The following is a 26497-nucleotide window of genomic DNA, read 5'->3' as shown; positions in this document are numbered from 1 at the left end:
CTGCTGCGCCTCGCCCCCGAGCTGCGGTTCTTCGTCGCGACCGCGCGCCGGGGCGAGCAGACCCGGATCTCCACCGATGGCGTCTCCTCGCTTGGCCACGTCATCGAGTCGCTCGGCGTGCCGCTGACCGAGGTCGGCCGGCTGGTCGTCGACGGCCGCGAGGTGCCGACCTCCCACGTCCCGGCGGACGGCGAGACGGTCGAGGTGGCCCCGGTGGCGCGCCCGCAGCGGGTGCCGGGCGCGCCGCTGCGGTTCCTGCTCGACGTGCACCTCGGCACGCTGGCGCGGCGGCTGCGGCTGCTCGGCGTCGACGCGGCGTACGAGTCCACGGACATCGGCGACGCCACCCTGGCCGCCCGCTCGGCCCGTGAACGCCGCGTGCTCCTCTCCCGCGACCGCGGCCTGCTGCACCGCCGCGAGCTGTGGGCCGGCGCGTTCGTGCGCAGCGACCGCCCGGACGAGCAACTGCGCGACGTCCTGGGCCGGTTCACGCCCCGCCTGGCCCCGTGGACCCGCTGCACGGCCTGCAACGGCGAGCTGCGCGCGGCCGACAAGTCGGCGGTCGCCACCCGCCTGGAGGGCGGCACGCGGCGCACCTACGACGTCTTCGCGGAGTGCGGCTCCTGCGGCCGCGTCTACTGGCGCGGCGCGCACCACGCCCAGCTGGCCCGCATCGTCGACGAGGCGGTGGCGGAGTTCGGCGACGGGGGCGCGACCGGCTGAGCCGCCATTCGTTGGCGCAACCCACAAACGAGAGTATGGTTGGCGACACCAACATTGGCCTGTCCAACGAATGGGGCCTTCTCGCCATGCCCACCACCACGGTCGCCACCCTCGCCGACCGCACCGAGATCGCCGACCTCTTCGCCCGCCTGTCCCGCCTCCTCGACGAGGGCCGCTTCGACGACGCCCACACCGTCTACACCGACGACGTGGTCGTCCACTCCCCCCGCGGCGGCGAACTGCGCGGCCTCGCCGAGGTCACCGCCCACCTCCACCGCCAGCACCCCGAGGGGGAGCGCACCCACCACCTGCACGGCGACGTCCTGGTCACCCTCGACGGCGACCGGGCCTCGGCCACGGCGAACCAACTCGCCTTCTTCTACCGGGACGGCGAGCCGCCCTACCAGCAGGCCGCCACCCGCCTCACCTACCGCGCCGTCCGCACCCCCGCCGGCTGGCGCTTCGACCAGGCCGACATCGCGCTCACGTTCCTGCGCACCCCGAGCTGAGCGCCGCGTAAGCCTCCCGCAGCCGCTCCCTCGGCCCTGTCAGGGCGACCGGGTCGAGCAACCCGGCACGCTCGTACCGCTCCAGGATGTTCAGCATCTCGGGAAACATCCACGGCGCGGGAGGCGCGGCGAGAAAGCGGTCGAGCGTACGGAGGGCCGCCTCCCGGTCCGGTCGCATGCAGTGCAGGAGAACGAGGTTTCCCAGGGCCACGTCATTGCCCTCGGAGTCCTCGGTGAGGAGGTCAAGGGCCCGTCGCAGTACGCGTCCTCCTCGGCATCGCCAAGGCGCCGAGCGGCCAGCGCGCGGGCGAGGCAGGCCCAGGCGTGGTCGGGTGCCCGCCCCAGCGCTTCGGCGAGGTCGTCGAGGGCGGCGCCGGCGGCGCGGGAGAGCAGCCGGGCCTCGCCGCGTCTGATCAGGGCCCAGGTGTGTGTGGTGCCCCACTCGTGGGAGTCCTGGGTGAGCCCGCCGAGCCGCAGGGCCCGGTCGTAGTCGCTGATCGCGTCGGCGTAGGCCCTGGTCGCGAGGCGGCTGTGCCCCCGCTCGGCGTATGCCGTCGCCATGCCGGGATCGAGCCGGATGGCCTCGGCGAAGTCGGCGATGGCCGCCTCGTGATCGCCGGCGAACTGGTGGGTCTCGCCCCGCCCGTGGTGCAGCCACGCCTTGTCGGGATCCAGCTCGATGGCACGGCCGTAGTCACGCAGGGGGGCCTCGAAGATCCCAGCCGAACGGTGGATCTGCCCACGTGTGCCGAAGGCCCAGGCGTAGTCGGGGTCGAGTTCCAGCGCGCGATCAAGGTCGGCGACCGCCTCTTCGGGCCGGCCAGCGAGCCGGTGTGCCTCCCCACGCTCCGCGTACGCCCACGGGTTGTCAGGGTCGCGTTCCAGCGCGCGATCAAGGTCGACGACCGCGAGGTCCATGCTTCCCGCCAACCGGTATGCGGACCCTCGGCTGGCGTGCGCCCACGCGTCGTCGGGTTCCATATCCAGAGCCCGATCGAAATCCCGCACCGCTTCCTCGATGAGTCCGGCCGAGTTATGGGCCGCGCCGCGGTTCCAGCGGGTCCACGCATCGTCCTTGCCGAGGCGAATGGCCTTGTCGAAGTCGGCGACAGCCGCCTCATACCACCCGGACAACCTGTGAACCATGCCGCGTTGGGCGTGTTCCCAGGCGCTGTCGGTCTCCAGATCGATGGCCCGGTCCAGGTCACGCAGCGCCTCCTCGTAACGTCGCAGGCCACTGAAGAGGCTGCCGCGAACCCCCAGGGCCCAGGCATAGGAGCCGTCGAGCTGTATGGCGCGGTCCAGGTCGCGGAGCGCGTCGTCGTAACGCCTAAGAAGACGGCAGGCGTCCCCGCGGTAGGCGAGCGCCCACGCGCTGTCCGGAGCGAGTCGGAGAGCCTCGTCGTACTCGAGGACGGCCTCTTCGTACTCCCCCTTGTCGTAGTGCAGGCGGCCGCTGAGCGTGTAGGCGGCGGCTCGGGCCGCGGCGTCGAGTTCCGGGGCGACCACCAGCAGGGCCAGGACCCGCTCCGTGGGCTGCTCGGACTCGACAGCTTCAGTGAGTCGCCGCGCCCAGTGGGCCAACTCCGAGGCATCGGTGTCCCGCCAGGCGCGCTCCAGCGTCTGCACCCACTGCCGCAGCGCCGAAGTGCGTTGGCAGACGCCAACCGTGTCCGCGACGGCCGTCGGCAGGGCGGCGGCCGGGTTGGCGCACAGGCGGTGGTACGTCTCGCCCTGCCGCGCCTCACGCCAGCGCGCGCGATGCCAGTAGCCCTGATCGCGGTGCGGCGTAAGGTCCGCCTCCAGGGCCTCGCGGCGCGCCCGGTAGACGTCTGACAGGGTGGCCTGCTGTGCCGCCCAGCGCGTCGGGTACTGGCCGCGCTGGTGCCGGAGCATCAGCGCCCGCACCGTGTCGTGGTAGCGGTGACGGCCGTCGTGGTGGCCGACGAACGGGAGGTTCCGCAGCCGCGGGTACTGATCCGCGGCGCCCTCCGGCGCCAGCGTGCGGTAGACGTCCTCGTCGAGGTGGAGCGGCAGGGCACAGGCGAGGGTCGCGGCGCGGCGGTCCGGGTCGTGCTCCCACTTCAGGAACCGCTCCACGGCCGTCTCGGCCGGGTCGACCACCTCGCCGGGCGTGGCGGGGCGCGGGTGGGCCAACATGTCGAGGAGGACGGGCAGTCGGCCGGAGAGCCGCAGGATCACCTCGACGGTGTCGGGATCGGTGACGCCGCGTGCCGTGAGCAGATCTCGCGCCTCCTGCTCGCTGAACACGTCGAGTGGCACCTCGGCGGCATCCGACGCCCAGTCGGCCCAGTGGCGCGGATCGAGCCGGCCCTGACCCGACAGCACCACCACGACATTGGCCTCCAGCACGCCGTGGGTGTCCTCCTGGATCACCTGCCGCAACCAGCCGTCAAGCAGCGGGCCGAGCCGCTCGTACCCGTCGAAGAAGAGGACGAGCAACGCCCGTTCGCGGGCAGCCTCGGCGAGGTCGGTGAGGAAGACGGGGGTGAGCTGCTTCACCGGCGACAGCACCAACTGCACGTCCTCGGGCGCGCGCAGCCGGGCCGACGTCCAGGACCTGGCCCGGTCGATGCTCAGCGCGACCGTCGTGGGATCCATCGCCCCGGTGACCGCACCGAGCTGCGGCACGGCACCGGCCGCCGCGAGGCCGGCCTGCGCGGTGACGAGCCCGCCGACCGACGGCACATCGGCCGCCGGCTCCGCGGCCGCCTGCCCGCGCTCGACCTCGTGGCGCCGCTGCCGGTACTCCTTCAGCCGCTTCTCGAACCGCTCAAGCGGCTTCCCATCCCGGCGCAACCGGCCGGCCACCGCCGCCATGGCCTCGATCACGTCGTGCACCTCGTCGCCCACCGTCACGGTGGCCGCGCCGCGCTCCCTGGCCTACTGCTCCCACTGCCGGATCAACGAGGTCTTGCCGACGCCGCCGTTGCCGTGCACGTGGAAGAGGTACCGGAAGTCCGGGCTCTCCGGGTCGCGCCCCAGATTGCGGCGGAAGACGTCGAGCTGCTGCTCCCGCCCGATGAACCCGCTGCGCCGCCACTGCCGGTTCAACTCCTGCCGCGACAACCGCCGTTCGGCCACCCGCGCCCCCTCCTCCACGACCCGACCGCCCAGCCTGCCGCAGAGCGCTCACGCCCGGCAACGGCCCCGGTCAGTTGCGGCAGCCGCGCCTACTCACGTCCCGTCTCAGCCGATGGTGTCGATCGGGCATCGAGCGACCCCTGCTCGCTCGATACGCGCGTCAGCCGTCACGAGCGTGCACCGCGCGTGCTCAGCGAGCGCGACATAGGCCGCGTCATAGGCAGAGAGGTCCTGCCGCAGATCCCAGACCCGATCGAAGAGCACATAGCCGGGTGTCCTTCTGATCAGAAGCGAGGCTGCCAGGGCAAGCGCTGTCTGCCCTTTCTCAGCCGTGATCTTCCCCCCCTGTACCAGGCCCCGCATGGCGTGAGCGACCTCGAAATCGATCACCGAGGGAGCAAGCAGCCGCTGCCCGGTCAGACGTTTCGACGCCTCTCGGCCAAGGTTTCCACCGTGCGTGAGCGCAAGCACGACGGTAGAGGAGTCGACGACGATCACAGACCGCGCCCCTCGTCGATGTGACCCAACAGCTCGTCGATCGAGTAGTCGGCCGTCGCCGACTCACGGGCCCTGGCCAGTATGTCGTCCACCGTCGGCGTCCTCACCTCCTCGATCAACCGCTGCCGCAGGTACTCGTTGAGCGACTGATGGGCATCCACGGCACGGTGCTTCAAAGCCCTGTGAACGTCGTCGGGCACGTCCTTGATCTGGATGTTCGCCATGACATCCAGGTTAGCGTGCGTTCCGCATGCATGCATGCGGAACGCATGCTATCCGCGACCGCGGCGCCGTTCGGGCCCGGGAGGGGCCGGACGGCGCCGCGGCGGCGGTGGTCAGTCGCGGGGGAGCGTGTCGAGGAACGCCGACCACGAAGCGGGGGCGAACCTCAGGCGCGGCCCGGTCGGGGTCTTGGAGTCCCGGACGGCGAGGTGTTCCCGCGCCGGGGACTTCACCTCGACGCAGGCGCCGTTACCCCCGGAATACGACGACTTGGTCCAGGTGCGCGTGCTGCCGTGCTCGATTGCCATGTTCTCCGCTCCGGTCAGTTTTATCGGTGGGGATGTCCTGCCGACGCGGCGACCGTACTAGTCAGGATGGGCGCGAGTTGCGCTGCTTCACCCGACCGGATGGTTCGTCCACGGCTTTTCCCCAGCGACCGGAAACATGGGTGTACGCTGCCCGGCCCGCCGTCTCCCGGGTACTAACTCCCGTACTCCTCCGTGATCTTGGCGATGAGCGTCCGCGACTCCTCGGGGCTGAGCGCCTGGGCTCTGAGGTGTTCGTACATCACGCTGTAGTGCTGCACGTCATGCGGCTTCTCCAAATAGAGATCGCTGGTGCCGCCCTCCAGATAAATGACCGTGGAATCGGTCGCCTCGGGAAACTCCAGGATCGTGTACTGGCCATTCACACCCGGGTGCGCGCCGGCGGTGAAAGGCATCACCTGGAGCGTGACGTGCGGCAGTCGCGAACATTCCATCAGCCGACCCAACTGGTCGATCATGGTGGCGCGCCCGCCGACCTGGCGGCGGAGCGCCGCCTCGTCCACCACGGCCCACAGCCGCAGTGGCTGCCTGTCGTCCCAGACCCGCTGCTGGCGCCGCATCCTGACCTGCACCCGGCTGGCGACCTCGTCCTCGCCGACCTCCGGCAGCGCACCCGATATCACGGCGGAGGCGTACGCCGGCGTCTGCATCAGCCCCGGCACCACCTGTGGTTCGTAGACCCGTAACGAGGAGGCGTCGGCCTCCAGGCCGATGTAGACGCTGTACGTGGGCGAGAGTTCGGCGAAGGCGTGCCACCAGCCCTGCTGGCGCGACTCCTTTGCCATCTGCATCAGGGAGTCGACCAGACGACGGTCCTCGACCTCGTAGACCCCGCAGAGGTCGCGGACGTCACGCGGGCTGATGCTGCGCCGCCCGTTCTCCAGTCGGCTGATCTTCGACTGGGAGACCAGCAGCCGGTCCGCCACCTCCTCCGCGGTCATCCCGCGGTCCTCGCGGAGCCGCCGCAACTCCTGGCCGAGCCGGCGTCGCCGGACAGTCGGATTGACATTGCCCGCCACGAACTGTGCACCTCCGTCGTGATCAGCTGACTTCCTAACTCAGCAGACTGCCATTCGACGGGCGTCTCCGCTGGGTATTGGCGACAGAACGTGCGCGGGAACAGGCAGGGGGTGTGACGACGGCCGTCGTTCCTCACGGCCCTCGCCACACCCCGTGCCCGAAACGCGGCTCCCGGTCAAGTCAAAGAGGTGCTGCGCTCAGGGGTGCTTGCGGTGGTGCGTCGTGCGTCGTGCGCGGTGTCGCGTCGTGCGCGGTGCGCTCAGTGCGCGGTGCGCTCAGTGCGCGGTGCGCTCAGTGCGACAGCGAAGGACGTACTGCGGCTCGCGTCACTCCTCTCCGCCGAATCTGCTCAGGAGCTTGGCTCGACTGTCCGACCACAGCCATGGCCGTCGGCGCCGGTGTGCGCGCCGCCTTGCGCGGCGCGGCGCTCGGCTGTGCGCGCCGGGCGGCGGCGGCCGCCACCTGACCGGCGACACCGTTCTGCACGTCCATCACGGCGTGTGCCACGAGGCCGCCCATGGGGTCGTGCCTGATGAGGTCCCGGAGCCGGGAGCGGGAGGACCGCCCCTCGTTCCCGGGGTACAGGTGCTTACCCAGGCCGACCGCGTGAGCCAGCGCCGCCAGGGCCGCGGTCCGCGCGTCCGGCGGGGTGCCGGTGCGGATCGCGGTGTCCAGCCGAGACCGGATCTGTCGACTGACCGCGGTATCCGTCGCCTGGTACCTGGTCGTCGGCAGCACCCCGCACATCTGGTTCTCCACCGCGGCGACCATGCCGCAGCGCTCCAGGTGTGTGAGATAGGTTTGGCGTAGCCCGAGCCTGGGCCCGCCGATCCAGTGGACGGCCCGCACCGGGCTGCCGCGCCTGCGCAGCAACTCGAGGGCGGTGTCCAGGGTGGGATCTCCGGTCGGCCGTGGCAGTATCACGGCTATTCGGTCCCCGTCAGGGGCTATCCGCCCGGCCAGGGCCAGCTCGACGAGCTGCGCCCCGGCAAGGCCGAGGTCGAGCGACTGTGGCTGCGCTGTGGTACCCGTGGCCGGGTCCAGAGCGAGCAACAGCAACTCCTCCGGAATGGTTCTACGACTCCTGCCCATCCATGCCTCCCCGCGTGGATGAAAGACAGGGTGACGCCTCTCACATTGTTCTGTCGAGAGTGCGTGGTTGATTTGTGATGGAACCCGTAGACATGTCGTTGTCGTCCAAGGGGTCAAGCCGCCCGTTTCCGCCATCGCGGGCGTGGCGTACCGAGGTGCACAGGACCCGGCAGACTGGTAGAGCGAGCGGTTCGGATCATGAACAACTGCAGGGAGGCATGAGTGTCGGGCGAGTCCCCGGACATTTCGGGACGGGATCGGGAGCGGGAGTCATCGGTGAAGACGCCTGAGGGGCTGGAAAGGTTTCCCGACGACGCGAAGGTTCCCGAGGCCGACACGGACTCGCCAACGGCGAGCGAGGCCGGCCATCAGCCGGCTACGAGCCGCGCGACGCCGCCGGCGGCGGCCGAGCCGGCCAGGGCGGAAGCGGCCCCCGCGCCAAGCGCGGGCGACCGGCCCCCCACCGACGAGCCGGCGACCGACGCCAACGACGAACCGGCGGCAGCCGGCACCAACGAAGCAACCACCACCAAGCCGGCGACTGCCGCAGCCGACGAGGCGCCAGCGGACCGCACGGACGCCACCGAGGCCGACCAGCGGCCGCACGCGGAGACCGCCACCGAGGCCAACAGACCGGCACGGACGGACAGCACGGACACCGCCCAGGCCGACCAGGCACCGGCCGCGCCAAGCACCGGCACCCAGACCGGCGACCAGAACCAACCCCGGACGCCGGCCCCAGCCGGCACCAACGAAGCAACCACCACCAAGCCGGCGACTGCCGCAGCCGACGAGGCGCCAGCGGACCGCACGGACGCCGCCGGGACCGACCAGCGGCCGCACGCGGAGACCGCCACCGAGGCCAACAGACCGGCACGGACGGACAGCACGGACACCGCCCAGGCCGACCAGGCACCGGCCGAGGCCGCGCGGACGCCGGCCAGGGCCGACGCGGCAAGCGCGGACGACCGACACCCCACCCATGAGCCGGCGACCGACGCCGACGACAAGCCGGCCGTGGCCGGCCAGCGGCCGAGTGCGGAGCCGGCCGACGGGGACGGCGACGAGTCCGCCGGCAAGGCGAGCGGTGGCGGTGAGCGGACCACCGTGCTGCGGCTGCCGGAGCAGGCGAAGGATGGCGTCGACCAGGCGACGACGTTCCTGCGCGCACCGGCCAGAACCGAGGAGGCCAAGGAGGCCAAGGAGGAGAAGAAGGCCGTCGACCAGGCCACGACCTTCCTCCGGGTGCCGGCCGACAGCAAGCCCAGGACGGACCAGGCGACGACGCATCTCCGGACTCCGTCCAAGCCGGACACCCCGCCCACGCCCGCCGCGCAGGCGCCGGCCCAGGCACCCGCGCCGGCACCCGCGCCCGTTCCGCCCATGCCGTCCGTCGCGCCGCCGCCGGCGGATTCGGAGCGGGATCCGTTGGAGTTGCTCGCCGCGCTCACCAACAAGCCGGCGCCGCCGCCGACGGCGCTGCGGACGACGTTGCGGCGGGTCAAGATCTACACGCCCCTCGCGGTGCTGCTGCTGGTCGTCCTCGTCGTCGCGCAGTCGCTTCGGCCGCTGCCCGAGCCGGGGCTGCGGCTGACCGCCGCGGAGAGCTTCACCTTCGACGGCGAGGCGCCGTCCGTGCCGTGGCCCGCCTCCGGGCAGGCGGCGTTGGAGGTCGAGGGCCTGGGCGACTTCGGCACGTCGGGCGAGCAGGAGCCGGTGCCGATCGCCTCGGTCGCGAAGGTGATGACCGCCTATGTGATCCTCCAGGAGCACCCGATGGAGCTCGACTCGCCCGGCGCGTCCATCCCGGTGGACGAACAGGCCGAGCAGGACGCCGGGTTGAGCGACGACGGCGAGTCGACGGTGGAGGTCACCGCCGGCTCGGAGATGTCGCAGTACGAGGCGTTGCAGGCGATCATGATCGCGTCCGCGAACAACGTGGCGCGGTTGCTGGCCCGTTGGGACGCCGGTTCGGAGGAGGAGTTCGTCGACAAGATGAACGAGACGGCCGCCGAGCTCGGCATGGAGAACACCACCTACACCGACCCGAGCGGTCTGAGCTCCGACACGGTCAGCACCGCGGAGGACCAGGTGCTGCTCGGCCGGGCCGCGATGGAGGACCCGGTGTTCCGGCAGATCGTCGCGCAGCTCTCCTACGACGACAGCCAGGGTGAGAACCACTCGAACTGGAACCAGCTCGTCTCGCCTGGCGACGTGGTGGGCATCAAGACCGGCACGACGACGGCCGCCGGCGGCAACCTGCTGTTCGCCGCGGTCCAGGAGATCGACGGCGAGCAGCAGATGATCATCGGCGCGGTGCTCACCCAGCCGCCGGACCCGGTGGACAACTCGATCCTCATCGGCGCCCTGAACGCGGGGCGGGAGCTGATCGAGTTCGCACAGGAACGGTTGCGCGGGGAAACGGTGTTCACCGCGGGGCAGGAGATCGGCTACGTGGACGACGGGCTCGGCGGGCACACCCCGGTGGTGGTCACCGAGGACGTCCACGCGGCCGGTTGGGACGGCCTCGAGGTGCGGGTCGAGTTGACGGCGGGCGGGGACGGCGTGCCCGGCACGGCCGACGCCGGCACCGAGGTGGGCACGGTGAGCGTCGGTGGCGCCTCGGTGCCCGTGGCGCTCGGCGAGGACCTCACGGAACCCGGGTTCACCGACAGGCTGCTGCGCCTGGGCTGAGGTCGCGCTAGAGTCGTTGGCCCGGCGGCCGGGGAGGCGCGAGGAAACGTCCCTCGTCCCCTCCCCACCGGCGGGTCTGAGGCTATGGCTTGACAACGCATGGGGCACCGACTGTGGCTCGGTCACCGCAGGATGAGGCGGCGTGGCGGGACCTGGACCCCGCCACGCGAGAGCGGCTGGACTTCCTGGACCCGGAGGACTTCACCGTGGGTCCGACCGCTGAGGCCGCCGCGCAGTGGGAACGGTTCACGGCGATCCTGGACAAGGCCGAGAGATACCGCTCGCCACGGTGAGCCGGCGCGGCCGGCCGACAGCGCGCCGGCGGCCGGCCGAAGGTGAGCCGAAAGGGAAGGCCCATGAGCACCATGAGCACCTCAGCCGGAATGTCCTATGTCGAGATAGGCGTGGGCGACGCCGAACGCTCGCTCGACTTCTACCGCGGAACGCTCGGGCTGCGGCGCGCGGCCGAGGCCCCGGAGCCGGCGGCGGCCGGTACGCACTGGCTGGACGCGGACGGCGCCCTGGTCAAGCTCGTCGAGATGTCGGCGGCGGAGCGGGCGTCCGAGGCGGACGACCTGCAGCGCGGGATGCGGCACTTCGGCCTCAGGGTCGGCGACGTGTTCCGGCAGGCGGAGCGGCTGCGCGCGGCGGGCGTGAAGTTCACGGTGGAGCCGACGGCCGCCGTCGGCGGCGTCAACCTGGCCTTCTTCCGTGACCCGGACGGGACCCTGCTGGAGATCATTGACGGCCACCTCGACTACCACTCCGTGGTCACCCCGGAACTGGCGGACCACGAACGCCGGTTGGCCGAGGCGCGGCCGGCGGGCGCGGGCCCGGTGTTCGACCACGTGGCGGTGACGGTGGCCGACCTGGACGCCACCCTGGCGTACTACCGGGACACCCTGGGCTTCCCGGTGATCGGCCGGCTGGTCCACGACCAGGACCCGCGCGGCTTCGTCATCGACTACCTGCGGGCCGGGCCCGCGGTGCTGGAGGTGTTCTCGTTCACCGCGCCGACCAGGCCGGCGCCCGAGGAGGACGACGGGCGGCGCGGGCTGCGGGCCATCGGCCTCGCGGCGGACGAGGGCTTGGCGCGCGTCGATCCGGACGGCGTGCCGCTGCGGCGGGTGGCGCGAGCGCCGAGGTGAGGGACGGCCGCGGGCGGGCGTGGCTTAACCTTCGCTGGACCCAGCGTGATTCGTGGCGTGCCGTGATTCGGACGTGATTCGCGCGTTTCTCGTAGACACTCATAGACATGTCATAGAAAGTCTTCCCGCCATGACACAGGACCTCAGCCAGGTGCGCTTTCCGGACGGCTTCGTCTGGGGCACGGCGACCGCGAGCTACCAGATCGAGGGCGCGGTGCACGAGGACGGGCGGCTGCCGTCCATCTGGGACACCTTCTCGCACACCCCGGGCAAGACCGCGGGCGGCGACACCGGGGACGTCGCGGACGACCACTACCACCGCTATCCCGAGGACCTGAGCCTGCTGGCCGACCTGGGCGTGAGCCACTACCGGTTCTCGCTCGCCTGGCCCCGCATCCAGCCCGAGGGGCGCGGCCAACTCAACGGCGCCGGCGTCGACTTCTACCAGCGGCTGGTGGACGGGCTGCTCGAGCACGGCATCAAGCCCTGGGTGACGCTGTTCCACTGGGACCTGCCGCAGACCCTGGAGGACGCCGGCGGTTGGCCGGCCAGGGACACGGCCGAGCGGTTCGCCGAGTACGCGGCGCTGATCCACCAGCGGCTCGGCGACCGGGTCGAGGACTGGACGACGCTCAACGAGCCGTGGTGCGCGGCGTTCCTCGGCTACGCGAGCGGCCACCACGCGCCGGGCCGCACGGACGGCGCGGCGGCGGTGCGGGCCGCGCACCACCTGCTGCTCGGCCACGGACTCGCGGTGCGGGCGCTGCGCGCGCAGGGGGCGACGAACCTGGGCACCACCGTCAACCTCTACCCGGTGGACCCGGCGACGCCGGCCGACGCCGACCGGGACGCGGCGCGCCGCATCGACGGGCTGATGAACCGCTTCTTCCTCGACCCGCTGCTGCGCGGCTCCTACCCGGCCGACGTGCTGAAGGACCTGACCGAGGTCACGGGCACGGACCACGTGCGGGACGGCGACCTGGCGGTGATCTCCACGCCGATCGACTTCCTCGGCATCAACTACTACTCGCGGCACGTGGTGCGGGCCGGCACCGCGCGCCCCGGGCACCCCTCGCACTGGGTGGGCTCGGAGGACGTGGAGTTCGTGAAGCGGCCCGGGGTGCCGGTGACCGAGATGGGCTGGGAGATCGACCCGGACGGCCTTTACGAGACGCTGACCCGGGTGTGGCGGGAGTACGGGCCGCTGCCGCTGTACGTGACGGAGAACGGCGCGGCGTTCCCGGACGAGGTGACGCCCGACGGCCGGGTGCGTGACGAGGACCGCCGCTCGTACCTGGAGCGGCACTTCGCCGCCGCGCACCGGGCGATCGGCGAAGGCGTGGACCTGCGGGGCTACTTCGTGTGGACGCTGCTGGACAACTTCGAGTGGGCGCACGGCTATTCGAAGCGGTTCGGGCTCGTCCACGTGGACTTCGAGACCCAGCGACGGACGTTGAAGGACAGCGGCCACTGGTTCTCGGAGATCACCCGCGCCAACGCGCTCTAGGGCTGGCGCGGAGCAGGGCTGGCGCCCAGACCGCCCCGAAGGGGCACCGGTAGAGACACCACCTGGGCCCCGGGGCGGTCGGCGCCGCCACCGAGGGCTCCTGCCCCCGGGGCGGCTGGCGCCGGCCCCGAAACCCCGCCGCGACACGGTCGCGGGCGACTCCGACCGGCCCATGGGGCAGCTGCGGGCGGCAACCCGGAGCGGCTGGGACGGCCGTACAGCCCTCGAGCTTCCGGCACCACGCCGGGGGCCATGCTTCGCCGTCCGACAAACCGCCTCGAAGGCGCACCCGTAGAAGCACCACCGGAGCACAGCGCGCCACGGCCCGCCCTCGGGGCGGCCACGGGCCGCAGCCCGGGGCGGCCGGCGCCGTCCCGAAACCTCGCCGCGACAGGGGCGCGGACGGCCCTACCGGCACGCGGGATGCCCGGGCGGCGCGGGGGCGACGGTTCGCCGCCCGCTGGGAAGGAGGGCCGGGCGACAGCCCGGGGCAGTCGGTCGCCCCCGCAGGGAAGGGGGCCTCGGCCCGGCGCCGCACCGGCGGTTCGCCGTACCGCACGGCCTACGGAATGCCCGCCCGACAGGCCGTCGGGGCCGCGCTCCTGAACCGGCGCGCCGGGCCACCCGGCTGGGCGTCACCAGGCGGCCCGGGCGGCGGTGCGCCTGCCCCCGGAAGGGGCCCGGGCCCCGGTGCCGGACCGGCGGTACGCCGCGACGTGCCGGGGACGGCGGTCAGCGCGCGTCGCGCCGTCGCGTCAGTTCGCGCAGTCGTCCAACGCGGTGGCAAGCGTGTCGCGTTCGGCGGTCGTGATGGTCAGCTCGTAGAAGTCCTTCACGGTCGTCCAGGCGATGGCGTAGTCGCAGTGGAAGTCCTCGGCCGGTGGCAGCCACTCGTCCGGGGACTGGTCGCCCTTGGAGCGGTTGCTCGCGGCGCTGACCGCGAGGAGTTGGGGGCGGGTGAGGTCGTTGGCCAGTTCCTCGCGCCGGTCGTCGGTCCACGCGTCGGCGCCGGAGCGCCAGGCGTTGGCGAGCGGGACGATGTGGTCGATGTCCAGGTCGCCGGCGTCCTCGAAGGTCTCGCCGTCGTAGGCGCTGACCCAACTCCCGGACGTCGGCTGGCAGTCGTCGTCCACGGTGACGTCGGCGCCGTCGCGGGCCAGCACGGTCTGCCGGGTGGTGCAGCCGTCGGTGGTGGTCCAGTGCGGGAAGGCGTCCCGGGAGTAGCCGGTCATGGGGCGTGGCTCGGCGACGGTGAGTCCGTCGAGCAGCCGGCGGGCCTCATCCGGGGTCGGCAGTCCCGGGAGGAGGTCGCCGGCCTCGGAGCCGCCGGGGCCGCTGGAGGACTGGGCCGCGTCGTCGTCGCTCTCGTCGACCACGTCTTCGAGGGCGCAGCCGCCGACGGCGAGGGCGAGCGCCGCCGCGCCGATCGCCCTCGCCACTATGTGGGTTCCGCCGCCTCGCATGGTGATGCCCCTCCCGCTCGCCGGGTTCGCGCCTGACAGACCTGCCAGAACGGTAACCTCCGTTCAGGCGCGCGCCCTTTGGCGGATCCCGAGGTAGAGCAGCGCGGCGCCGGCGAGCAGCAGCGGCCACAGCAGGTAGCGGCCCGACATCAGCAGCAGCGCGAGCACCGCGATCAGGGAGACGAGCGCTGCCGCCCAGCCGCCGCTGCGGCGGGGCAGCAGCTTCAGCGCGGCGGCCACGCCGACGGCGTAGACCGTGACGAAGCAGCCGGTGCTCAGCAGCACCAGCGGCCGTGGCCCGAGGTCGAGCGCGGCGACGGCGGCCAGCGAGAGGGCCGAGCCGCCGGCGATCACGGCCAGGCTGCGGCGCGGCACCTCGCCGGCGACGCTGCCGCGCGCCAGCCAGGGCGGCAGCGCGCCGTCCCGGCCGAGAGCGGCGCCCAGCTTGGCGGCGCTGGCGAAGTAGGCGTTCATGGTGCCGAAGCAGAGCAGCAGCGCGGGCCCGGCGGCCAGCAGCCGGCCGTCGCCGCCGAGGGCGTGGGCCATCAGCTCGCCGAGCGGGGCCTCGGTGTCGGCGGCGGCCGGGCCGAGGACGGCGACCACGGCGAAGGCGACGGCGAGGTAGATCAGTCCGACGACCAGCACGGCGACGGCGGTGGCGCGCGGCAGGTCGCGGGCGGGGTGGCGGAACTCGCCGGCCAGGTGCGTGATCGCCTCCCAGCCGGCGAAGCTCCACACCAGCAGGGTGGCGGCGGTGCCGACGGCCGCCCAGCCATGCGGCGCGAAGGGCTGGAGGTTGTCGGTGTCGGCCTCGGGCAGCGCCAGCAGGGTGGCGCCGAGGACGAGCGTCACCAGCAGCCCGGCGAGGACGAGTTGGAGGCGGCCGGTGAGCCGGAGACCCGCCGCGTTGGCGGCGGTGACGGCGAGGATCAGGCCGGCGCCCGTGGTCACGACGGTGGAGGTCCCGCCGCCGACGACCGCCTCCACGTAGGCGCCGGCGAACAGGGCGGCGGCCGGCGCCCCGGCCGGCACGGCGAAGAAGAAGCACCAGCCGACGATGGCCGCCGCGCGGTCGCCGAAGGCCAGCCGGGCGTAGGTGGAGACGCCGCCCGCGTCGGGGTGGCGGGCGCCGAGCGCGGCGAAGGTGGCGGCCAGCGGGGCGGAGAGCGCGACGAGCGCGAGCCAGGCGAGCAGGGAGGCGGGGCCAGCCGCCTCGGCGGCCAGCGCGGGCAGCGCGATCACGCCGGTGCCGAGCACGGCGCCGACGTACAGGGCGGTGCCCTGGGCGGCGGTGAGCCGGCCGCCGACGGGTGCGGCGGGCGGGGCGACGGGCGGGCGTCGCGTCGACGGTTCGGTGGGTGTGGTGGTCACCCCGGCAGCCTCGGGCCCGGGACGATCGCACGGCCATGGGCGGAAACGACGTGGTGCGATAAATTCCCGCCATGAGTGCGAACGGTTCCGCGCGGCGGCACGTGGTGGCGCTGGCCGTGACCGACGGCCTGCCCACCTTCGAACTCGCCGTGCCCTGTGAGGTGTTCGGCATCGACCGGCCGGACATCGCCGATCCCTGGTACGAGCTGCGGATGTGCGCGGGCGAGCCGGGTCCGCTGCGCACGGCGCACGGGCTCGTAGTGCCGGCGCCCTACGGCCTCGACGGGATACCGACGGCCGACACGGTGGTGGTGGCCGCGTGCGGCGTGGACCGCGCCCAGGATCCGCCGGCCGGTCTGGTGGCCGCGGTGCGGCGGGCGCACGAGCTCGGCCGGCGGATCGTGTCGCTGTGCGCCGGGGTGTACATCGTGGCCGCGGCCGGACTGCTCGACGGCCGGCGGGCGACCACGCACTGGATGTACGCCGAGGACTTCGCGCGCCGCTTCCCCCACGTCGAGGTGGACCCTTCGCCGCTGTACGTCGACCACGGCGACGTGCTGACCTCGGCCGGCACCGGCTCGGTCATCGACCTGTGCCTGCACCTGGTGCGCGCCGACCTCGGGGCGGCGGCGGCCAACGAGGTGGCCCGCCGGATGGTGGTGCCGCCGCACCGGGAGGGCGGCCAGGCTCAGTACGCGCGGCAGCCGCGCCGCGGCTCGGCGGCGGCCGGCAGCGGCGGCGTCGGGCTCGGCTCGGTGCTCGACTGGGCCCGCGCCCGGCTCGAACAGCCTTTGACGGTTGCCGAGTTGGCACGGGCGGCGGGGCTCGGCGAGCGCACCTTCGCGCGCCGCTTCCGGGAGACGCTCGGCACCACGCCGTTGCAGTGGCTGCTGCAGGAACGGGTGCGTCTCGCACAGGAGTTGTTGGAGACCACGGACGCCCCGATCGAGGCGGTGGCGCACCGCACGGGCTTCGGCACGGCGCCGAACCTGCGGCACCACTTCCGCCGGCTGGCGGGGGTGGCGCCGGCGACCTACCGTGAGGTGTTCCGGCACCGGGCGGGGCGCCCGCCGGGCGCGGCGCCTACTCGACGATCAGCGTGACCGGCACGTTCCCCCGGACGGCGCGCGAGTAGGGGCAGACCTGGTGGGCGCGCTCCACCAGCTTCTCGCCCGGTTCGCCGGCCAGCCCCTCGGGCAGCTCGACGCGGAGCGCGACGTCGAGCCCGAAGCCGACCTCGTCCTTGCCTACGGTGACCTCGGCGGTCACCGACACCTCGCTGACGTCGATCTTCTCGCCGCGCGCGATCATGGCCAGGGCGCTGGAGAAGCAGGCGGCGTAGCCGGCGGCGAAGAGCTGCTCGGGGTTGGTGCCCTTGCCGTCGCCGCCGAGGGCCGGCGGGAGGGCGAGCGCCAGGTCGAGCTGCCCGTCGGTGCTGACGGCGCGGCCGTCCCGCCCGTTGGCGGTGGCCGCGGCGGTGTAGATCGCCTCCATGGTGTCCCACTCTCTCTCGTCGTCCGTCGACCCGTCGTCGACCAACGCCGCATATGGTTGCACGCCATTCAGTTGTGCGCAATCGAGTAGGGGGCGACTCGGCTACCCTGGAGCCATGACCTCCGAGTACCTGCGCCTCGACCAGCAGATCTGCTTCGCCCTGAACGCGGCCTCCCGCGCCTTCGGCAACGTCTACCGCGTGGTGCTCAGGGACGTGGGTCTCACCTACCCGCAGTACCTGGTGATGCTGGTGCTCTGGGAGCACGGCGAGCTGCCGGTCAAGCGCATCGGCGAGCTGCTGCGGCTCGACTCCGGCACCCTCTCACCACTGCTCAAGCGCCTCGAGGCCGCCGGCCTGGTGCACCGCAGGCGCAGCGCCGACGACGAGCGCTCGGTCACCGTCAGCCCGACCGAGGCCGGGGCCGCGCTGCGCGCCGACGCCGAGGCGATCCCGCGCCGGATCGCCGAGGCCACCGGTCTCTCGCTGGCCGAGGTCGTGGACCTGCGGGAGCGCCTTGGCAGGCTCACCGCCGCGCTTGACGCGGCGGTGCCGTTGATCCCCGCCACCCGCGCTTGACCCTGCCACCGGTGTCAGCTCCTAGCTTCGGCCCCATGAACACCCCGACACCCACGGGTCTCGGCCGCGTCGCGCGCGGCTCGGGCCCCGGACTCCTGCTCGCACACGGCGCGACCGGCTCGATCGACGGCAACTACGGCCCGCTCCTGGACGGACTCGCCGCGCGGCACACCGTCGTCGGCCCCGACTACCCGGGCTCGGGCCGCACCCCGCGCACCACGGAGGAGTTGGACCTCGACCGCCTCGTCGACGACCTGGTGGCCACGGCCGTCGAGGAGGGCCTCGAGACCTTCGCCGTCCTCGGCTACTCGCTCGGCGGCGCGCTGGCCATCCGCGCCGCGACCCGGCACCCGGAGCGCGTGACGGCGCTCGTGGTGACCGCGGGCTTCGCGCACGCCGGCCCCCGGATGCGGCTGCTGGTCGAGGACTGGCTCGCCCAGCTCACCAGCGGCGACACCGAGCGGTCCGCGCGCTGGGCGGCGCTGCACGGCCCCGGCACGCCGTTCCTCGACGGGCTCGACGAGGCCGGGCTCGCCGCGCTCGTCGAGGCCTGCCGCGCCCCGGCGCCACCCGGCGCGATCGACCAACTCGGGCTGGTGGACAGCCTGGACGTCCGCCCCGACCTCGGCCGGATCACGGTGCCCACGCTCGTGATCTCCACCGCCCACGACCTGCTGGTGACCCCGCACCACCACCGCGAGGTGGCGGCCGGCATCACGGGCGCCGGGTTCGCCGAACTCCCCTCGGGCCACCTGCCGTTCGTCGAGGCGCCCGAGGCGTGGCTCGCGCTGGTCACGGGCTTCCTCGCGCGGGCCCACGCCGGCTGACCGCGCCCTCTGGTCCGCGCCCGGACTCTCGGGCCACTATCGTCGCGGAAAGAGGTGATCTCCATCGCTCTCGTGGCGCGGACCTTCTACCGGTATTTATGTGACAATCCGGACTGCACGTGGCAGTCGCAGCTCACCGGGTATCAAGAACGTGCACAGGAACAGTACGAACGGCACGTCGACCAGCACCACGACGGGGACGTCGCCTCCCCCTGCGCCCGCTGCGCGGGCGGCGGCCACGGCGCGGGGGAGCGGCGCGGCGACCCCGGAAAGCGGAAGAGAGCGACCCAGGCATGACCACGACCACCGAACTGGCCGCCAGGACCACCCCCCTCGCGCTCAAACAGTGCCCCGACTGCGGCGCCACCTGCCCCGACGACCGCGAGGCCTGCCTGGCCTGCGGGCACCGGTTCTGACCTGGCCTTCCCGGCCCCACTCGAACGGGTGAACATGGGCCGTTCGGGCGGCATCACTTCCCCCCGCCGGGGCACGCCGACCGTGGCGAAGGACCTGTTCGCCCGCAGGGAGCCCTGAGCGCCTACGCGACTCCCAGCGCCGACCGCACATCCGCCCGCGCCAACACGTCGACGCACCAGGCGAAGTGCCCGTCCCGACCCTCCGGGTCGTAGGCGCAGGCGCTGGCCACGGCGTAGGCGCCCAACTGGACCAGCAGCCACTCGCGGTCGTACCCCAGCGTCTCGGCCAGCCGGCCGGCCAACGTCTCGTGGTGAACGGCCGCCTCCGGGCCGTACATGTCGAAGAACGCGGCGGCCGTGGCGGCGTCGAAGGCGTTGTCGCCGGCCGTCGTGAGCAGGCCCCAGTCGAGCAGCGCGGTGGGCCGCCCCGCCGCGTCGACCAGGATGTTGGGCGGGCAGATGTCGCCGTGCACGATCCGCTCGGCGGATCCCGTCTCCGCCGCCCCGTCGAGGCGTTCGAGCAGCCGGTCGAGCAGCGCGTCGAAGCCGGGCACGGCCGCGGCCAGCACCGGCCGGAACGCGGCGGCCCGCCGCCTGACCAGCTCGGGCAGCGAAGGGCGCGCGGCGATCCGCTCGCCCATCAGCAGCAGCGCACGGGTCGCGGGCCCCGCCGTGGTGGCGGCCAGGTCCTTCACCACCGCGACCACGGCGTCGTGGGCGGCGGCCGGCGCCAGACCGGCGGCGCTCAGCGGGGTGCCGGGCAACTCCCGCTCCACGGTGAGGGCCCGGCCGTCCCGCTCCGCCACCTCGACGATCAAGGGCGTGGCGAACGGCAGCCCCTGCGCGGCCAGTTCCTCGTAGAAGGCGATCAACGGCCGCAGCTCGTCGGCACCGCGCTCGCGCCACGCCTTGCCGATCAGGCCGCCTTCGAGCCGGTAGACGGAGCCCTCCATCCCCTCGCCGACGAGTTCGGCACGCGACAGGTCCATGGTCGACGAGGGTAGTACACCCCATCCGCCCACCTCCGCCGACCGACGGCGTCACCGGTCTGGGCGTTCAGCGGACGCGCGCCGTTGACGACCCAGAAGTGGTGTGACGGCACCCGCGCACTTTCACGCGTACCACTGGCAGGGGGAGCGCCGCGTCTACGACCAGGAGGCCGACCGCAGGCCGGGCCTCGGGCCCGGCCCCTCCCCCGGCTTCCTCGCCAACACCTGCACCCCGATCCGGATCAGCGACTGGCTGCTGCGGCCGGCCTCCGCCATCGCCCACACCTGCCGGACGGCCGAGGAGGCGGCCGAGTGGTTCCGGCGCGAGCAGGGTCGTGCCGCGCCCGCCTTCGCCATGGAACACGACCGCGAGCGGGCGCGGGACCGGGCCCGGCTCGCCGCCGAGACCCTGGCCTGGGGCGGCGACGTGCACGCCGGCTGGTACCTGCGCGGCACCGGCTACCTCACCCTCGACGTCATCGGCTGCTCCCCCAATCACACCGACCCCAGCCTGCCGTGTCCGCTCCGCGGGTGGGGGGAAGTCCGCCGCGGTTCGGTGCCCTGAAGGGAAGCGGGTCCTCAACGCTGGGCGGCTCCGCCGCGTGGGCGCGACGCCACGACGGCGCGGCAGGCGATGGACGGCCTGTCGCGGCACTCCCGGCGGAGCGCTCAGGCGTCGCGCCGTGAGTCCTTTCCGTCCCCGTCCCCTCGGTCCGGCTCAAGCGGGGGCGCGTTGACCGCGCAGTGCCGGGTGCACTCGGGCGTCGCGGCCGGCTCGCCCTCCTCCAGCGGCAGCCGGGCAGGGACCGTCGCCAGCGTCAGCAGGCCGCCCGCCGCCATCAGACCGGCGCAGATCAGCATGGCCCGGCCGAACGCCACGTCCACGGCGGCCGACGACCGGTACTCGTCGGCGGACAGGCCGATGACCAGCGGCAGCGCGGCCACCGCGAACAGCTGCGCCACCCGCGCCGCCGCGTTGTTGACGCCGCTCGCCACGCCGGCCCGCCGCACCGAGACGGACGCCAGCACGGTCGCCGTCAGCGGCGCCACGAACAGGCTGAGGCCGAGGCCGAGCACCACGACGCCCGGCAGCACGTCCGCCAGATAGGAGCCGGCCGGGTGCACCCGGTGCAGCAACAGCAGCCCACCCGCCCCGAGCAGCGCGCCCAGCGCCATCGGCAGCCGCGGCCCGATCCGCTGGGCCAGCGCCCCGGCCGGCCCGGAGAGCGCCGTGAGCAGCAGCGTCATCGGCAGCGTGGCGACGCCGGCGCCCAGCGCGTCATAGCCGAGGCCGTTCTGCAGCTGGGTCGGCAGCAGGAAGAACACGCCGCCGAGCGCCGCGTAGAGGCAGAGCGTGACCAGGTTGGTGGTGGTGAACAGCCGGGAGCGGAACACGCCAAGCGGCAGCATGGGCCGCGGGGCGCGCCGCTCCCACCACACGAAGCCCGCCGCGACCGCCAGTCCGCCGACCGCGGCCGGCCAGAAGCGGCCGATCAGCGCGTACGTGACCCCGCCGAGGCCGAGCGCGGCCAGCGCGGCGCCCGCGACGTCGAAGCGGCCGCTGGCGCGCCAGTCGCGGCTCTCCGGCACGCCACGGGAGAGCACCAGGATGACGGCCGCGAACGGCACGTTGATGAAGAAGATCCAACGCCAGCCTGGGCCGTCCACCAGCCACCCGCCGACGAACGGGCCGAGGGCGGTGGCGACCCCGCCGAGCCCAGACCACAGCCCGACCGCCTTGGCCCGCTCCTCGGTCCGGAACGACGACTGGATCAGCGCCAGCGAACCCGGCGTGAGCAGCGCCCCGCCCACCCCCTGCAGGGCGCGCGCGGCGATCAACGCCGGGCCGCTCGGCGCCACCCCGCACAGCACCGAGGCCACCGTGAACCACACGACGCCCCAGACGAAGACCCGCCGCCGCCCGTAGCGGTCGCCGAGGCCGCCGCCGAGCAGGATCAACCCGGCCAGGGTCAGCATGTAGGCGTTGAGCGTCCACTGCAGGGCGGAGAGCGGCGCGCCGAGGTCGGCCCCGATGCGGGGCAGCGCGACGGTGACGATGGTGCCGTCCAGCATCGCCATCCCCGAGCCGAGCACGGCGCAGGCGAGCACCCGACGTCCGACCGGGGAGCGGGTGGTCAGCTGCCCGGCGTCGACCGGACCCGACCGTGCCATGCCCCCATCATCCGCGCCCGGCGGCGGGTCCGCCGCTCAGCCGAGCCGCTCCACGGCCGTCCCCGTGGTGTCGCGGAACTCCTCCACGGGCGCGGTGTCGAGCCGACCCATCTGCCCCCACACCACGACCGTCACCACGTCGCCGTCGCGGCCGACGCCGAACAGGTGCACGTCCTGGGTGATCCCCTCGAAGGACGACTCGATGCCGTAGAGGTGGCCCCCGTCCCCGGCCGCGACGCCCCCGTAGTCGACCCAGTCGGCCGTGTTGCCCGGGTACTGCCGCTCGAAGCGGTCCGCGCAGTTCTCGATGGCCGCGCGCAGGCTGTTCACCGTGCGGCGGGCGGCGGCCGCGCTGTTCCGCTCGACGATGATCTGGGTGGCCGAGGTGTCGAGGTCGGTACGGAAGTCCCGCCGCACCGTGCCGCGGTCCGAGACGGCGTCCTCCAGGCAGAACAGCGGGTCACCCGCGCCCGCCGTGAGCGGCCCGGCGGTCCACGGTGTCGAGCTGGGCGGCAGGTCGCCCGCCTCCAGCGGACGGTAACCACCGTCCGCGTTCGCGGTGCCACCCCCGAACACGAGCGTGCCGGCGAGCGCGACCCCACTGATCACGACGGCACAGGCGGCGCGGGCGAGGCCGGATCGGTTGGTCATGACGGATGTCCCCCCTGAAGGAACGAATGGATGCGCCATCCGAACGGATGCGCCAACGCCACGGAGTCTCGACCGCCCCCCGTCCCACCGCCAACGCCCACCGCCCAACGCGCCGCAGTGGAATGCCAAAACCACCTCTGACCTGTGGAAACCCCACCCCGGTGGAACGGCCCGCGTGGGACGCCCGAGCCCGACGGCACCCCGCTGGCGGCGCCCGAGCGGTCGGTGACACGGCTAGCCTCTGGGCCATGACGATTCCCTCACCCCTCTCCGACCCGTCGGATCTCTCGGACTACGACCGGTCGTTGCCGCGCAAGCGGGTGTCGGCCGGCGCGCTGTTCCTCGATGGCGTGGGCCGGGTGCTGCTGGTGGATCCCGTGTACAAGGAGCCGTGGGAGATCCCGGGTGGCGCCGTCGAGGAGGACGAGAGTCCGCGGGACGGGGCGGTCCGGGAGATCGAGGAGGAGCTGGGCCTGGTGCGGCCGCTGGGGCGGCTGCTCGCCGTGGACTGGACGGGCCCCCGGCCGGGACGGAGCGAGGGCCTGACCTACGTGTACGACGGCGGGCCGCTGTCGCCGGCCGAGGTCGCCGGTATCCGGCTCCCGGCCGACGAGCTGCGCGCGTTCGCGTTCGTCGAGCCGGCGCTGGTGGGAGCGCGTCTGGTCCCGGTGCTGGCCCGCCGGGTGGGCGCCGCGCTCGCGGCCCGTGCGGAGGGGCGGACGGCCGAGCTGCGCGAGGGGGTCGTCGTTCCGGATGCGGTGCGGGGGTAGCGCTGCCAGCATGGAGGGGTGGGCAGGGACGACCTCACGGAGTACCGGCGGAAGCGGGACTTCGCCAGGACGGCGGAGCCGCGGGGCGGTGAGCCGGAGTTCGGTGCGGAGCCACGGTTCGTGGTGCAGATCCACGACGCCAGCACCACGCACTTCGACTTCCGGCTCGAGGCGGACGGCGTACTGAAGTCCTGGGCGGTGCCCAAGGGGCCCTCGACAGACCCGCAGGACAAGCGGCTCGCCATGCCGACCGAGGACCACCCCCTGGAGTACCGGGACTTCGAGGGCCTGATCGGCCGGGGCGAGTACGGCGCGGGCCCGGTGATCATCTGGGACGAGGGCACCTACCGCCCCCAGGGCCGCCCGGTGGCCGAGGCGTTGCACCGCGGACACCTGTCGTTCTGGCTGAACGGCGCGAAGCTGCACGGCGGTTACGCCCTCACCCGGTTCCGCGAGAACGCCTGGCTGCTGGTGAAGCGGGCCGACCGCCACGCCTCGTCACGCGGCACCCCCGACCCGCAACGCGCCCGCTCCGCGCGAACCGGCCGCACGCTGCGGCAGGTCACGGCCGAGGAACGATAGCGTCCGCGATCGCCCGCAGCTTGTCGGGGTTGGCCACGTTGTGGATGGCGGTGACACGCCCCTCGGCATCGAAGTCGAACGTGACGGTGGCGATCACCCGGCCCGGCGCGCTGAACAGGATGCCGGGGCCGCCGTTGATCTCGACGAGTTCGGCGCGCATGTCGGCGGGGTCGACGCCCTGGTAGGTGACGGTGCCGATGGCCGCGAACCAGGAGGCCACGGTCCGGGCGCCCACCACGGGACGCAGGGCCTGGCGCACCTTGCCGCCGCCGTCCGTCCACAGCGTGACGTCCGGGGAGAGCAACTCCATCAGGGCGTTGACGTCCCCGCCGGTCGCGGCGGCGAAGAACCGTTCGGTGACCTCGCGTTGGCGGGAGCGGTCGGCGGTGAAGCGGGGCCGCCGGGCCCGCACGTGCGCACGCGCACGGTGCGCGGCCTGCCGCACGGCGGGCTCGGAGCGCTCCACCGCCTCGGCGATCTCCGGGTAGCCGAAGTCGAAGACCTCCCTCAGCACGAACACCGCGCGCTCCAGCGGGCTCAGAGTCTCCAGCACCACCAGCATCGCCATCGAGACCGACTCGGCGTCCGTGACGGCATCTGCGGCGTCCCGGCCGGTGAGGATCGGCTCCGGCAGCCACGGGCCCACGTAGCTCTCCCGCTTGCGGCGTGCCGAACGCAGCTGCGCCAGCGCCTCGTTCGTCACGATCCGCGTCAGGTAGGCCCTGGGGTCGGCCACCTGGGAGCGGTCGGCGGCCGACCACTTGAGCCACGTGTCCTGGACCGCGTCCTCGGCGTCGGCCGCCGAGCCGAGCACGCGGTAGGCCACGGAGAACAGCAGGTTGCGGTGGTCGCGGAAGACCCGCTGGTCGTCGTCGGTGGCCATGCCGGTCACCGGGCGTCGTTCCGGACGCGGGTGAACCGGCCGCCGCGCGGCCAGAACGCGCCCGAGGCGGGCAGCTTCGTCATCCGGCCGTAGGTCGGCCAGGGCGCGGCGGTCACCGTCTCCTTGTACCAGACCGCCGCGCGGCCGGTGAGGCAGAGCCGGCGCGGGCTGTCGTCGGGGCGGGTGAACTGCACCACCGCGTCGCCCCGCCCCAGGCTCACCGGCGTGTGGTAGTAGCCGAACCGGAACGGCCTGGGCCGCCGGCCGGCGAGCACCCGCAGGATCGTCAGCGCCGCGTGCACCCCGGTCGGCATGCCACCCTGGCAGGTGCCGTGCATGACGCCGTAGCCCTGGCTGATCGCGGCCGCGTCGCCGACCGCGTACACCTCCGGGTGCGACACCGACCGCAGGGCGGCGTCGACGACGACGCGTCCCCGCTCGTCCACGGTGAGCCCGGCGGCGGCCGCCAGCGGCGACACCCGCGTGCCGCTCGTCCACAGCACGGCGTCGGCCGGCACGCTCTCGCCACCCGCCAACTCGACCGAGCCGGGCAGCACCTTCACCACCTCCGCGCCCTCGCGCACCCGGACCCCGAGCCGGTCGAGCGCGGCTCGCAGGTGCGCCCGGGCCCTGGGGTTCATGGCGGCTCCCGGCCCGGCCCTGCCCAGCAGGACGACGTCGAGCGACGGGTGCCGCTCGGCGATCTCCGCGGCCGACTCGACGCCGGTCAGCCCGCCGCCGCAGACCACGACGGTCCCGTCACCGTCGAGCCGCGCCAGCCGGTCCGCAAGGACCTCGGCATCCTGGGCGCCGTCCAGGGTGTGGGCGTGGTCCTCGGCGCCGGGCACGGCCGCCGCGTCGGCCACCCCGCCCAGCGCGTACACCAGCGTGTCGTAGCGCAGCACCAGCTCGTCGTCGACCCGCACGGTGCGCGCGTCGGCGTCCACGGCCGTCACCCAGCCCCGCACGAACCGCGTGCCGGTGCCGTCCAGCAGCTCCGGAACGCTCAGCTCAGCGAGCCGCTGCCCGGTCGCCGCCATGTGCAACCGCATCCGCTCGGTGAACCGCTCCCGCCCGTTCACCACGGTCACGGCGACGTCTGCGCGCCGCCTCTTCGTGCGGGCCGCCAGCTGCGTCGCCGCCGCCATGCCGGCGTACCCGGCCCCCAGGACCACGACGTGGTGCCGCTGCCTTTGGTGTGGTGCGTTCATCGCTCCGCCTCTCCGTCGCTCAGTGACGACCAGCAGATGCGCGCGGCCCGCTCACCTGTGACACGGCCGGGATGTGACGTGTGCCACTCCGCCTTTCCGGCGATGCCAAACGCCCCGGACCGTGATCGGTCCGGGGCGTTTCCCCTGGTGCCCCCGGCAGGATTCGAACCTGCGACACCCGCTTTAGGAGAGCGGTGCTCTATCCCCTGAGCTACGAAGGCGCGTCGTGGTCGACCAGTGTAGCGGG

General features: G+C 73.3%; 29 protein-coding genes and 1 tRNA gene. 13 read left to right on the top strand and 17 right to left on the bottom strand.

The features are described from left to right. Window positions 1-723, top strand: coding sequence for a Mut7-C RNAse domain-containing protein (locus tag E1265_RS13035; protein WP_132930465.1), 723 nt, complete (start codon window positions 1-3; stop codon window positions 721-723). Between the two features lie 35 nt (window positions 724-758). After that, window positions 759-1232 carry a nuclear transport factor 2 family protein gene (locus E1265_RS13030; RefSeq protein WP_243740745.1) on the top strand — a complete coding sequence of 158 codons (474 nt, stop codon included), beginning with the start codon at window positions 759-761 and terminating at the stop codon, window positions 1230-1232. Here the strand turns inward: E1265_RS13030 and E1265_RS40290 are convergent. The 8 genes from E1265_RS40290 to E1265_RS12995 all read right to left on the bottom strand — a co-directional run bounded on the left by E1265_RS40290 (window position 1207) and on the right by E1265_RS12995 (window position 7495). After that, on the bottom strand, window positions 1207-1329 hold the full coding sequence (locus E1265_RS40290; RefSeq protein ID WP_279571426.1) for a hypothetical protein: 123 nt from the start codon (window positions 1327-1329) through the stop codon (window positions 1207-1209). The two genes, E1265_RS13030 and E1265_RS40290, sit on opposite strands and share 26 nt — an antisense overlap. Continuing rightward, entirely contained in the window at window positions 1323-4112 is a 2790-nt protein-coding gene (locus E1265_RS13025; RefSeq protein WP_132930464.1) for a tetratricopeptide repeat protein, read from the bottom strand. Before E1265_RS13025 ends, E1265_RS40290 begins: the two co-directional genes overlap by 7 nt. Before the next feature lie 24 nt (window positions 4113-4136). After that, on the bottom strand, window positions 4137-4337 hold the full coding sequence (locus E1265_RS13020) for an ATP-binding protein (protein ID WP_132930463.1): 201 nt from the start codon (window positions 4335-4337) through the stop codon (window positions 4137-4139). 105 nt (window positions 4338-4442) lie between these two features. Then, entirely contained in the window at window positions 4443-4835 is a 393-nt protein-coding gene (locus E1265_RS13015; RefSeq protein ID WP_132930462.1) for a type II toxin-antitoxin system VapC family toxin, read from the bottom strand. Continuing rightward, window positions 4832-5059, bottom strand: a complete 228-nt coding sequence (locus E1265_RS13010) for a hypothetical protein (protein ID WP_132930461.1) — start codon at window positions 5057-5059, stop codon at window positions 4832-4834. The genes E1265_RS13015 and E1265_RS13010 overlap by 4 nt, the downstream gene beginning before the upstream one ends. Before the next feature lie 111 nt (window positions 5060-5170). Further along, entirely contained in the window at window positions 5171-5365 is a 195-nt protein-coding gene (locus E1265_RS13005) for a DUF397 domain-containing protein (protein WP_132930460.1), read from the bottom strand. 173 nt (window positions 5366-5538) lie between these two features. Continuing rightward, window positions 5539-6402, bottom strand: a complete 864-nt coding sequence (locus tag E1265_RS13000) for a helix-turn-helix transcriptional regulator (RefSeq protein ID WP_132930459.1) — start codon at window positions 6400-6402, stop codon at window positions 5539-5541. A 292-nt stretch (window positions 6403-6694) separates the two neighbouring features. Beyond that, window positions 6695-7495 (bottom strand): GPP34 family phosphoprotein, encoded by an 801-nt coding sequence (locus E1265_RS12995; protein ID WP_243740744.1) that lies wholly within the window; start codon window positions 7493-7495, stop codon window positions 6695-6697. A gap of 276 nt (window positions 7496-7771) precedes the next feature. Between E1265_RS12995 and E1265_RS38950 the strand changes: the two genes are divergently transcribed. The 4 genes from E1265_RS38950 to E1265_RS12975 all read left to right on the top strand — a co-directional run bounded on the left by E1265_RS38950 (window position 7772) and on the right by E1265_RS12975 (window position 12844). Then, a complete protein-coding gene (locus tag E1265_RS38950) occupies window positions 7772-10189 on the top strand; it encodes a D-alanyl-D-alanine carboxypeptidase (protein ID WP_243740743.1) in 2418 nt (805 codons plus the stop codon). 113 nt (window positions 10190-10302) lie between these two features. Beyond that, a complete protein-coding gene (locus E1265_RS12985; RefSeq protein ID WP_132930458.1) occupies window positions 10303-10482 on the top strand; it encodes a hypothetical protein in 180 nt (59 codons plus the stop codon). Between the two features lie 63 nt (window positions 10483-10545). After that, entirely contained in the window at window positions 10546-11337 is a 792-nt protein-coding gene (locus E1265_RS12980; RefSeq protein ID WP_132930457.1) for a VOC family protein, read from the top strand. A gap of 130 nt (window positions 11338-11467) precedes the next feature. After that, on the top strand, window positions 11468-12844 hold the full coding sequence (locus tag E1265_RS12975) for a GH1 family beta-glucosidase (RefSeq protein WP_132930456.1): 1377 nt from the start codon (window positions 11468-11470) through the stop codon (window positions 12842-12844). Window positions 12845-13599: 755 nt separating this feature from the next. Here the strand turns inward: E1265_RS12975 and E1265_RS12970 are convergent. Beyond that, window positions 13600-14283: an HNH endonuclease family protein gene (locus E1265_RS12970; RefSeq protein ID WP_243740742.1), complete on the bottom strand. Its 684-nt coding sequence runs from the start codon at window positions 14281-14283 to the stop codon at window positions 13600-13602. 87 nt (window positions 14284-14370) lie between these two features. Next, window positions 14371-15678: an amino acid permease gene (locus E1265_RS12965; protein ID WP_132930454.1), complete on the bottom strand. Its 1308-nt coding sequence runs from the start codon at window positions 15676-15678 to the stop codon at window positions 14371-14373. 71 nt (window positions 15679-15749) lie between these two features. Between E1265_RS12965 and E1265_RS12960 the strand changes: the two genes are divergently transcribed. Continuing rightward, a complete protein-coding gene (locus E1265_RS12960; protein ID WP_132930453.1) occupies window positions 15750-16781 on the top strand; it encodes a helix-turn-helix domain-containing protein in 1032 nt (343 codons plus the stop codon). On the opposite strand, the gene E1265_RS12955 is transcribed toward E1265_RS12960, so the two are convergent. Next, complete coding sequence (locus E1265_RS12955; RefSeq protein WP_132930466.1) at window positions 16762-17172, bottom strand: organic hydroperoxide resistance protein; 411 nt, start codon at window positions 17170-17172, stop codon at window positions 16762-16764. The two genes, E1265_RS12960 and E1265_RS12955, sit on opposite strands and share 20 nt — an antisense overlap. 115 nt (window positions 17173-17287) lie before the next feature. Between E1265_RS12955 and E1265_RS12950 the strand changes: the two genes are divergently transcribed. From E1265_RS12950 to E1265_RS40285, 3 genes are all read left to right on the top strand, one after another. Beyond that, window positions 17288-17749, top strand: coding sequence for a MarR family transcriptional regulator (locus E1265_RS12950; RefSeq protein ID WP_132930452.1), 462 nt, complete (start codon window positions 17288-17290; stop codon window positions 17747-17749). 35 nt (window positions 17750-17784) lie between these two features. Then, entirely contained in the window at window positions 17785-18576 is a 792-nt protein-coding gene (locus E1265_RS12945; protein ID WP_132930451.1) for an alpha/beta hydrolase, read from the top strand. 293 nt (window positions 18577-18869) lie between these two features. Then, window positions 18870-18992 carry a hypothetical protein gene (locus E1265_RS40285; protein ID WP_279571425.1) on the top strand — a complete coding sequence of 41 codons (123 nt, stop codon included), beginning with the start codon at window positions 18870-18872 and terminating at the stop codon, window positions 18990-18992. Between the two features lie 122 nt (window positions 18993-19114). On the opposite strand, the gene E1265_RS12940 is transcribed toward E1265_RS40285, so the two are convergent. After that, window positions 19115-19981 carry a phosphotransferase gene (locus E1265_RS12940; protein WP_132930450.1) on the bottom strand — a complete coding sequence of 289 codons (867 nt, stop codon included), beginning with the start codon at window positions 19979-19981 and terminating at the stop codon, window positions 19115-19117. A gap of 103 nt (window positions 19982-20084) precedes the next feature. Between E1265_RS12940 and E1265_RS12935 the strand changes: the two genes are divergently transcribed. Further along, window positions 20085-20546 (top strand): hypothetical protein, encoded by a 462-nt coding sequence (locus tag E1265_RS12935; protein WP_132930449.1) that lies wholly within the window; start codon window positions 20085-20087, stop codon window positions 20544-20546. Between the two features lie 104 nt (window positions 20547-20650). On the opposite strand, the gene E1265_RS12930 is transcribed toward E1265_RS12935, so the two are convergent. Both E1265_RS12930 and E1265_RS12925 read right to left on the bottom strand, forming a co-directional pair. Beyond that, the gene (locus E1265_RS12930) at window positions 20651-22153 is read right to left on the bottom strand and encodes an MFS transporter (protein WP_132930448.1); all 1503 of its coding nucleotides are present in this window, start codon (window positions 22151-22153) and stop codon (window positions 20651-20653) included. A gap of 36 nt (window positions 22154-22189) precedes the next feature. Further along, window positions 22190-22804, bottom strand: a complete 615-nt coding sequence (locus E1265_RS12925; protein ID WP_132930447.1) for a hypothetical protein — start codon at window positions 22802-22804, stop codon at window positions 22190-22192. A 248-nt stretch (window positions 22805-23052) separates the two neighbouring features. Between E1265_RS12925 and E1265_RS12920 the strand changes: the two genes are divergently transcribed. Both E1265_RS12920 and E1265_RS12915 read left to right on the top strand, forming a co-directional pair. Then, window positions 23053-23574: an NUDIX hydrolase gene (locus tag E1265_RS12920; RefSeq protein WP_132930446.1), complete on the top strand. Its 522-nt coding sequence runs from the start codon at window positions 23053-23055 to the stop codon at window positions 23572-23574. 18 nt (window positions 23575-23592) lie between these two features. Continuing rightward, a complete protein-coding gene (locus E1265_RS12915; RefSeq protein ID WP_132930445.1) occupies window positions 23593-24156 on the top strand; it encodes a DNA polymerase ligase N-terminal domain-containing protein in 564 nt (187 codons plus the stop codon). Here the strand turns inward: E1265_RS12915 and E1265_RS12910 are convergent. The 3 genes from E1265_RS12910 to E1265_RS12900 all read right to left on the bottom strand — a co-directional run bounded on the left by E1265_RS12910 (window position 24137) and on the right by E1265_RS12900 (window position 26471). Beyond that, window positions 24137-25039, bottom strand: a complete 903-nt coding sequence (locus E1265_RS12910; protein WP_132930444.1) for an RNA polymerase sigma-70 factor — start codon at window positions 25037-25039, stop codon at window positions 24137-24139. The two genes, E1265_RS12915 and E1265_RS12910, sit on opposite strands and share 20 nt — an antisense overlap. A gap of 5 nt (window positions 25040-25044) precedes the next feature. Then, window positions 25045-26250 (bottom strand): FAD-dependent oxidoreductase, encoded by a 1206-nt coding sequence (locus E1265_RS12905; RefSeq protein WP_132930443.1) that lies wholly within the window; start codon window positions 26248-26250, stop codon window positions 25045-25047. Between the two features lie 145 nt (window positions 26251-26395). After that, window positions 26396-26471, bottom strand: a tRNA-Arg gene (locus tag E1265_RS12900). Window positions 26472-26497 lie beyond the last annotated feature (26 nt).

Source organism: Streptomyces sp. 8K308 (genome assembly GCF_004348315.1).
GTDB lineage: Bacteria > Actinomycetota > Actinomycetes > Streptomycetales > Streptomycetaceae > Streptomyces.
Note: the sequence above shows the minus strand (reverse complement) of the source record. Positions and strands in the feature narration are given on the sequence as shown.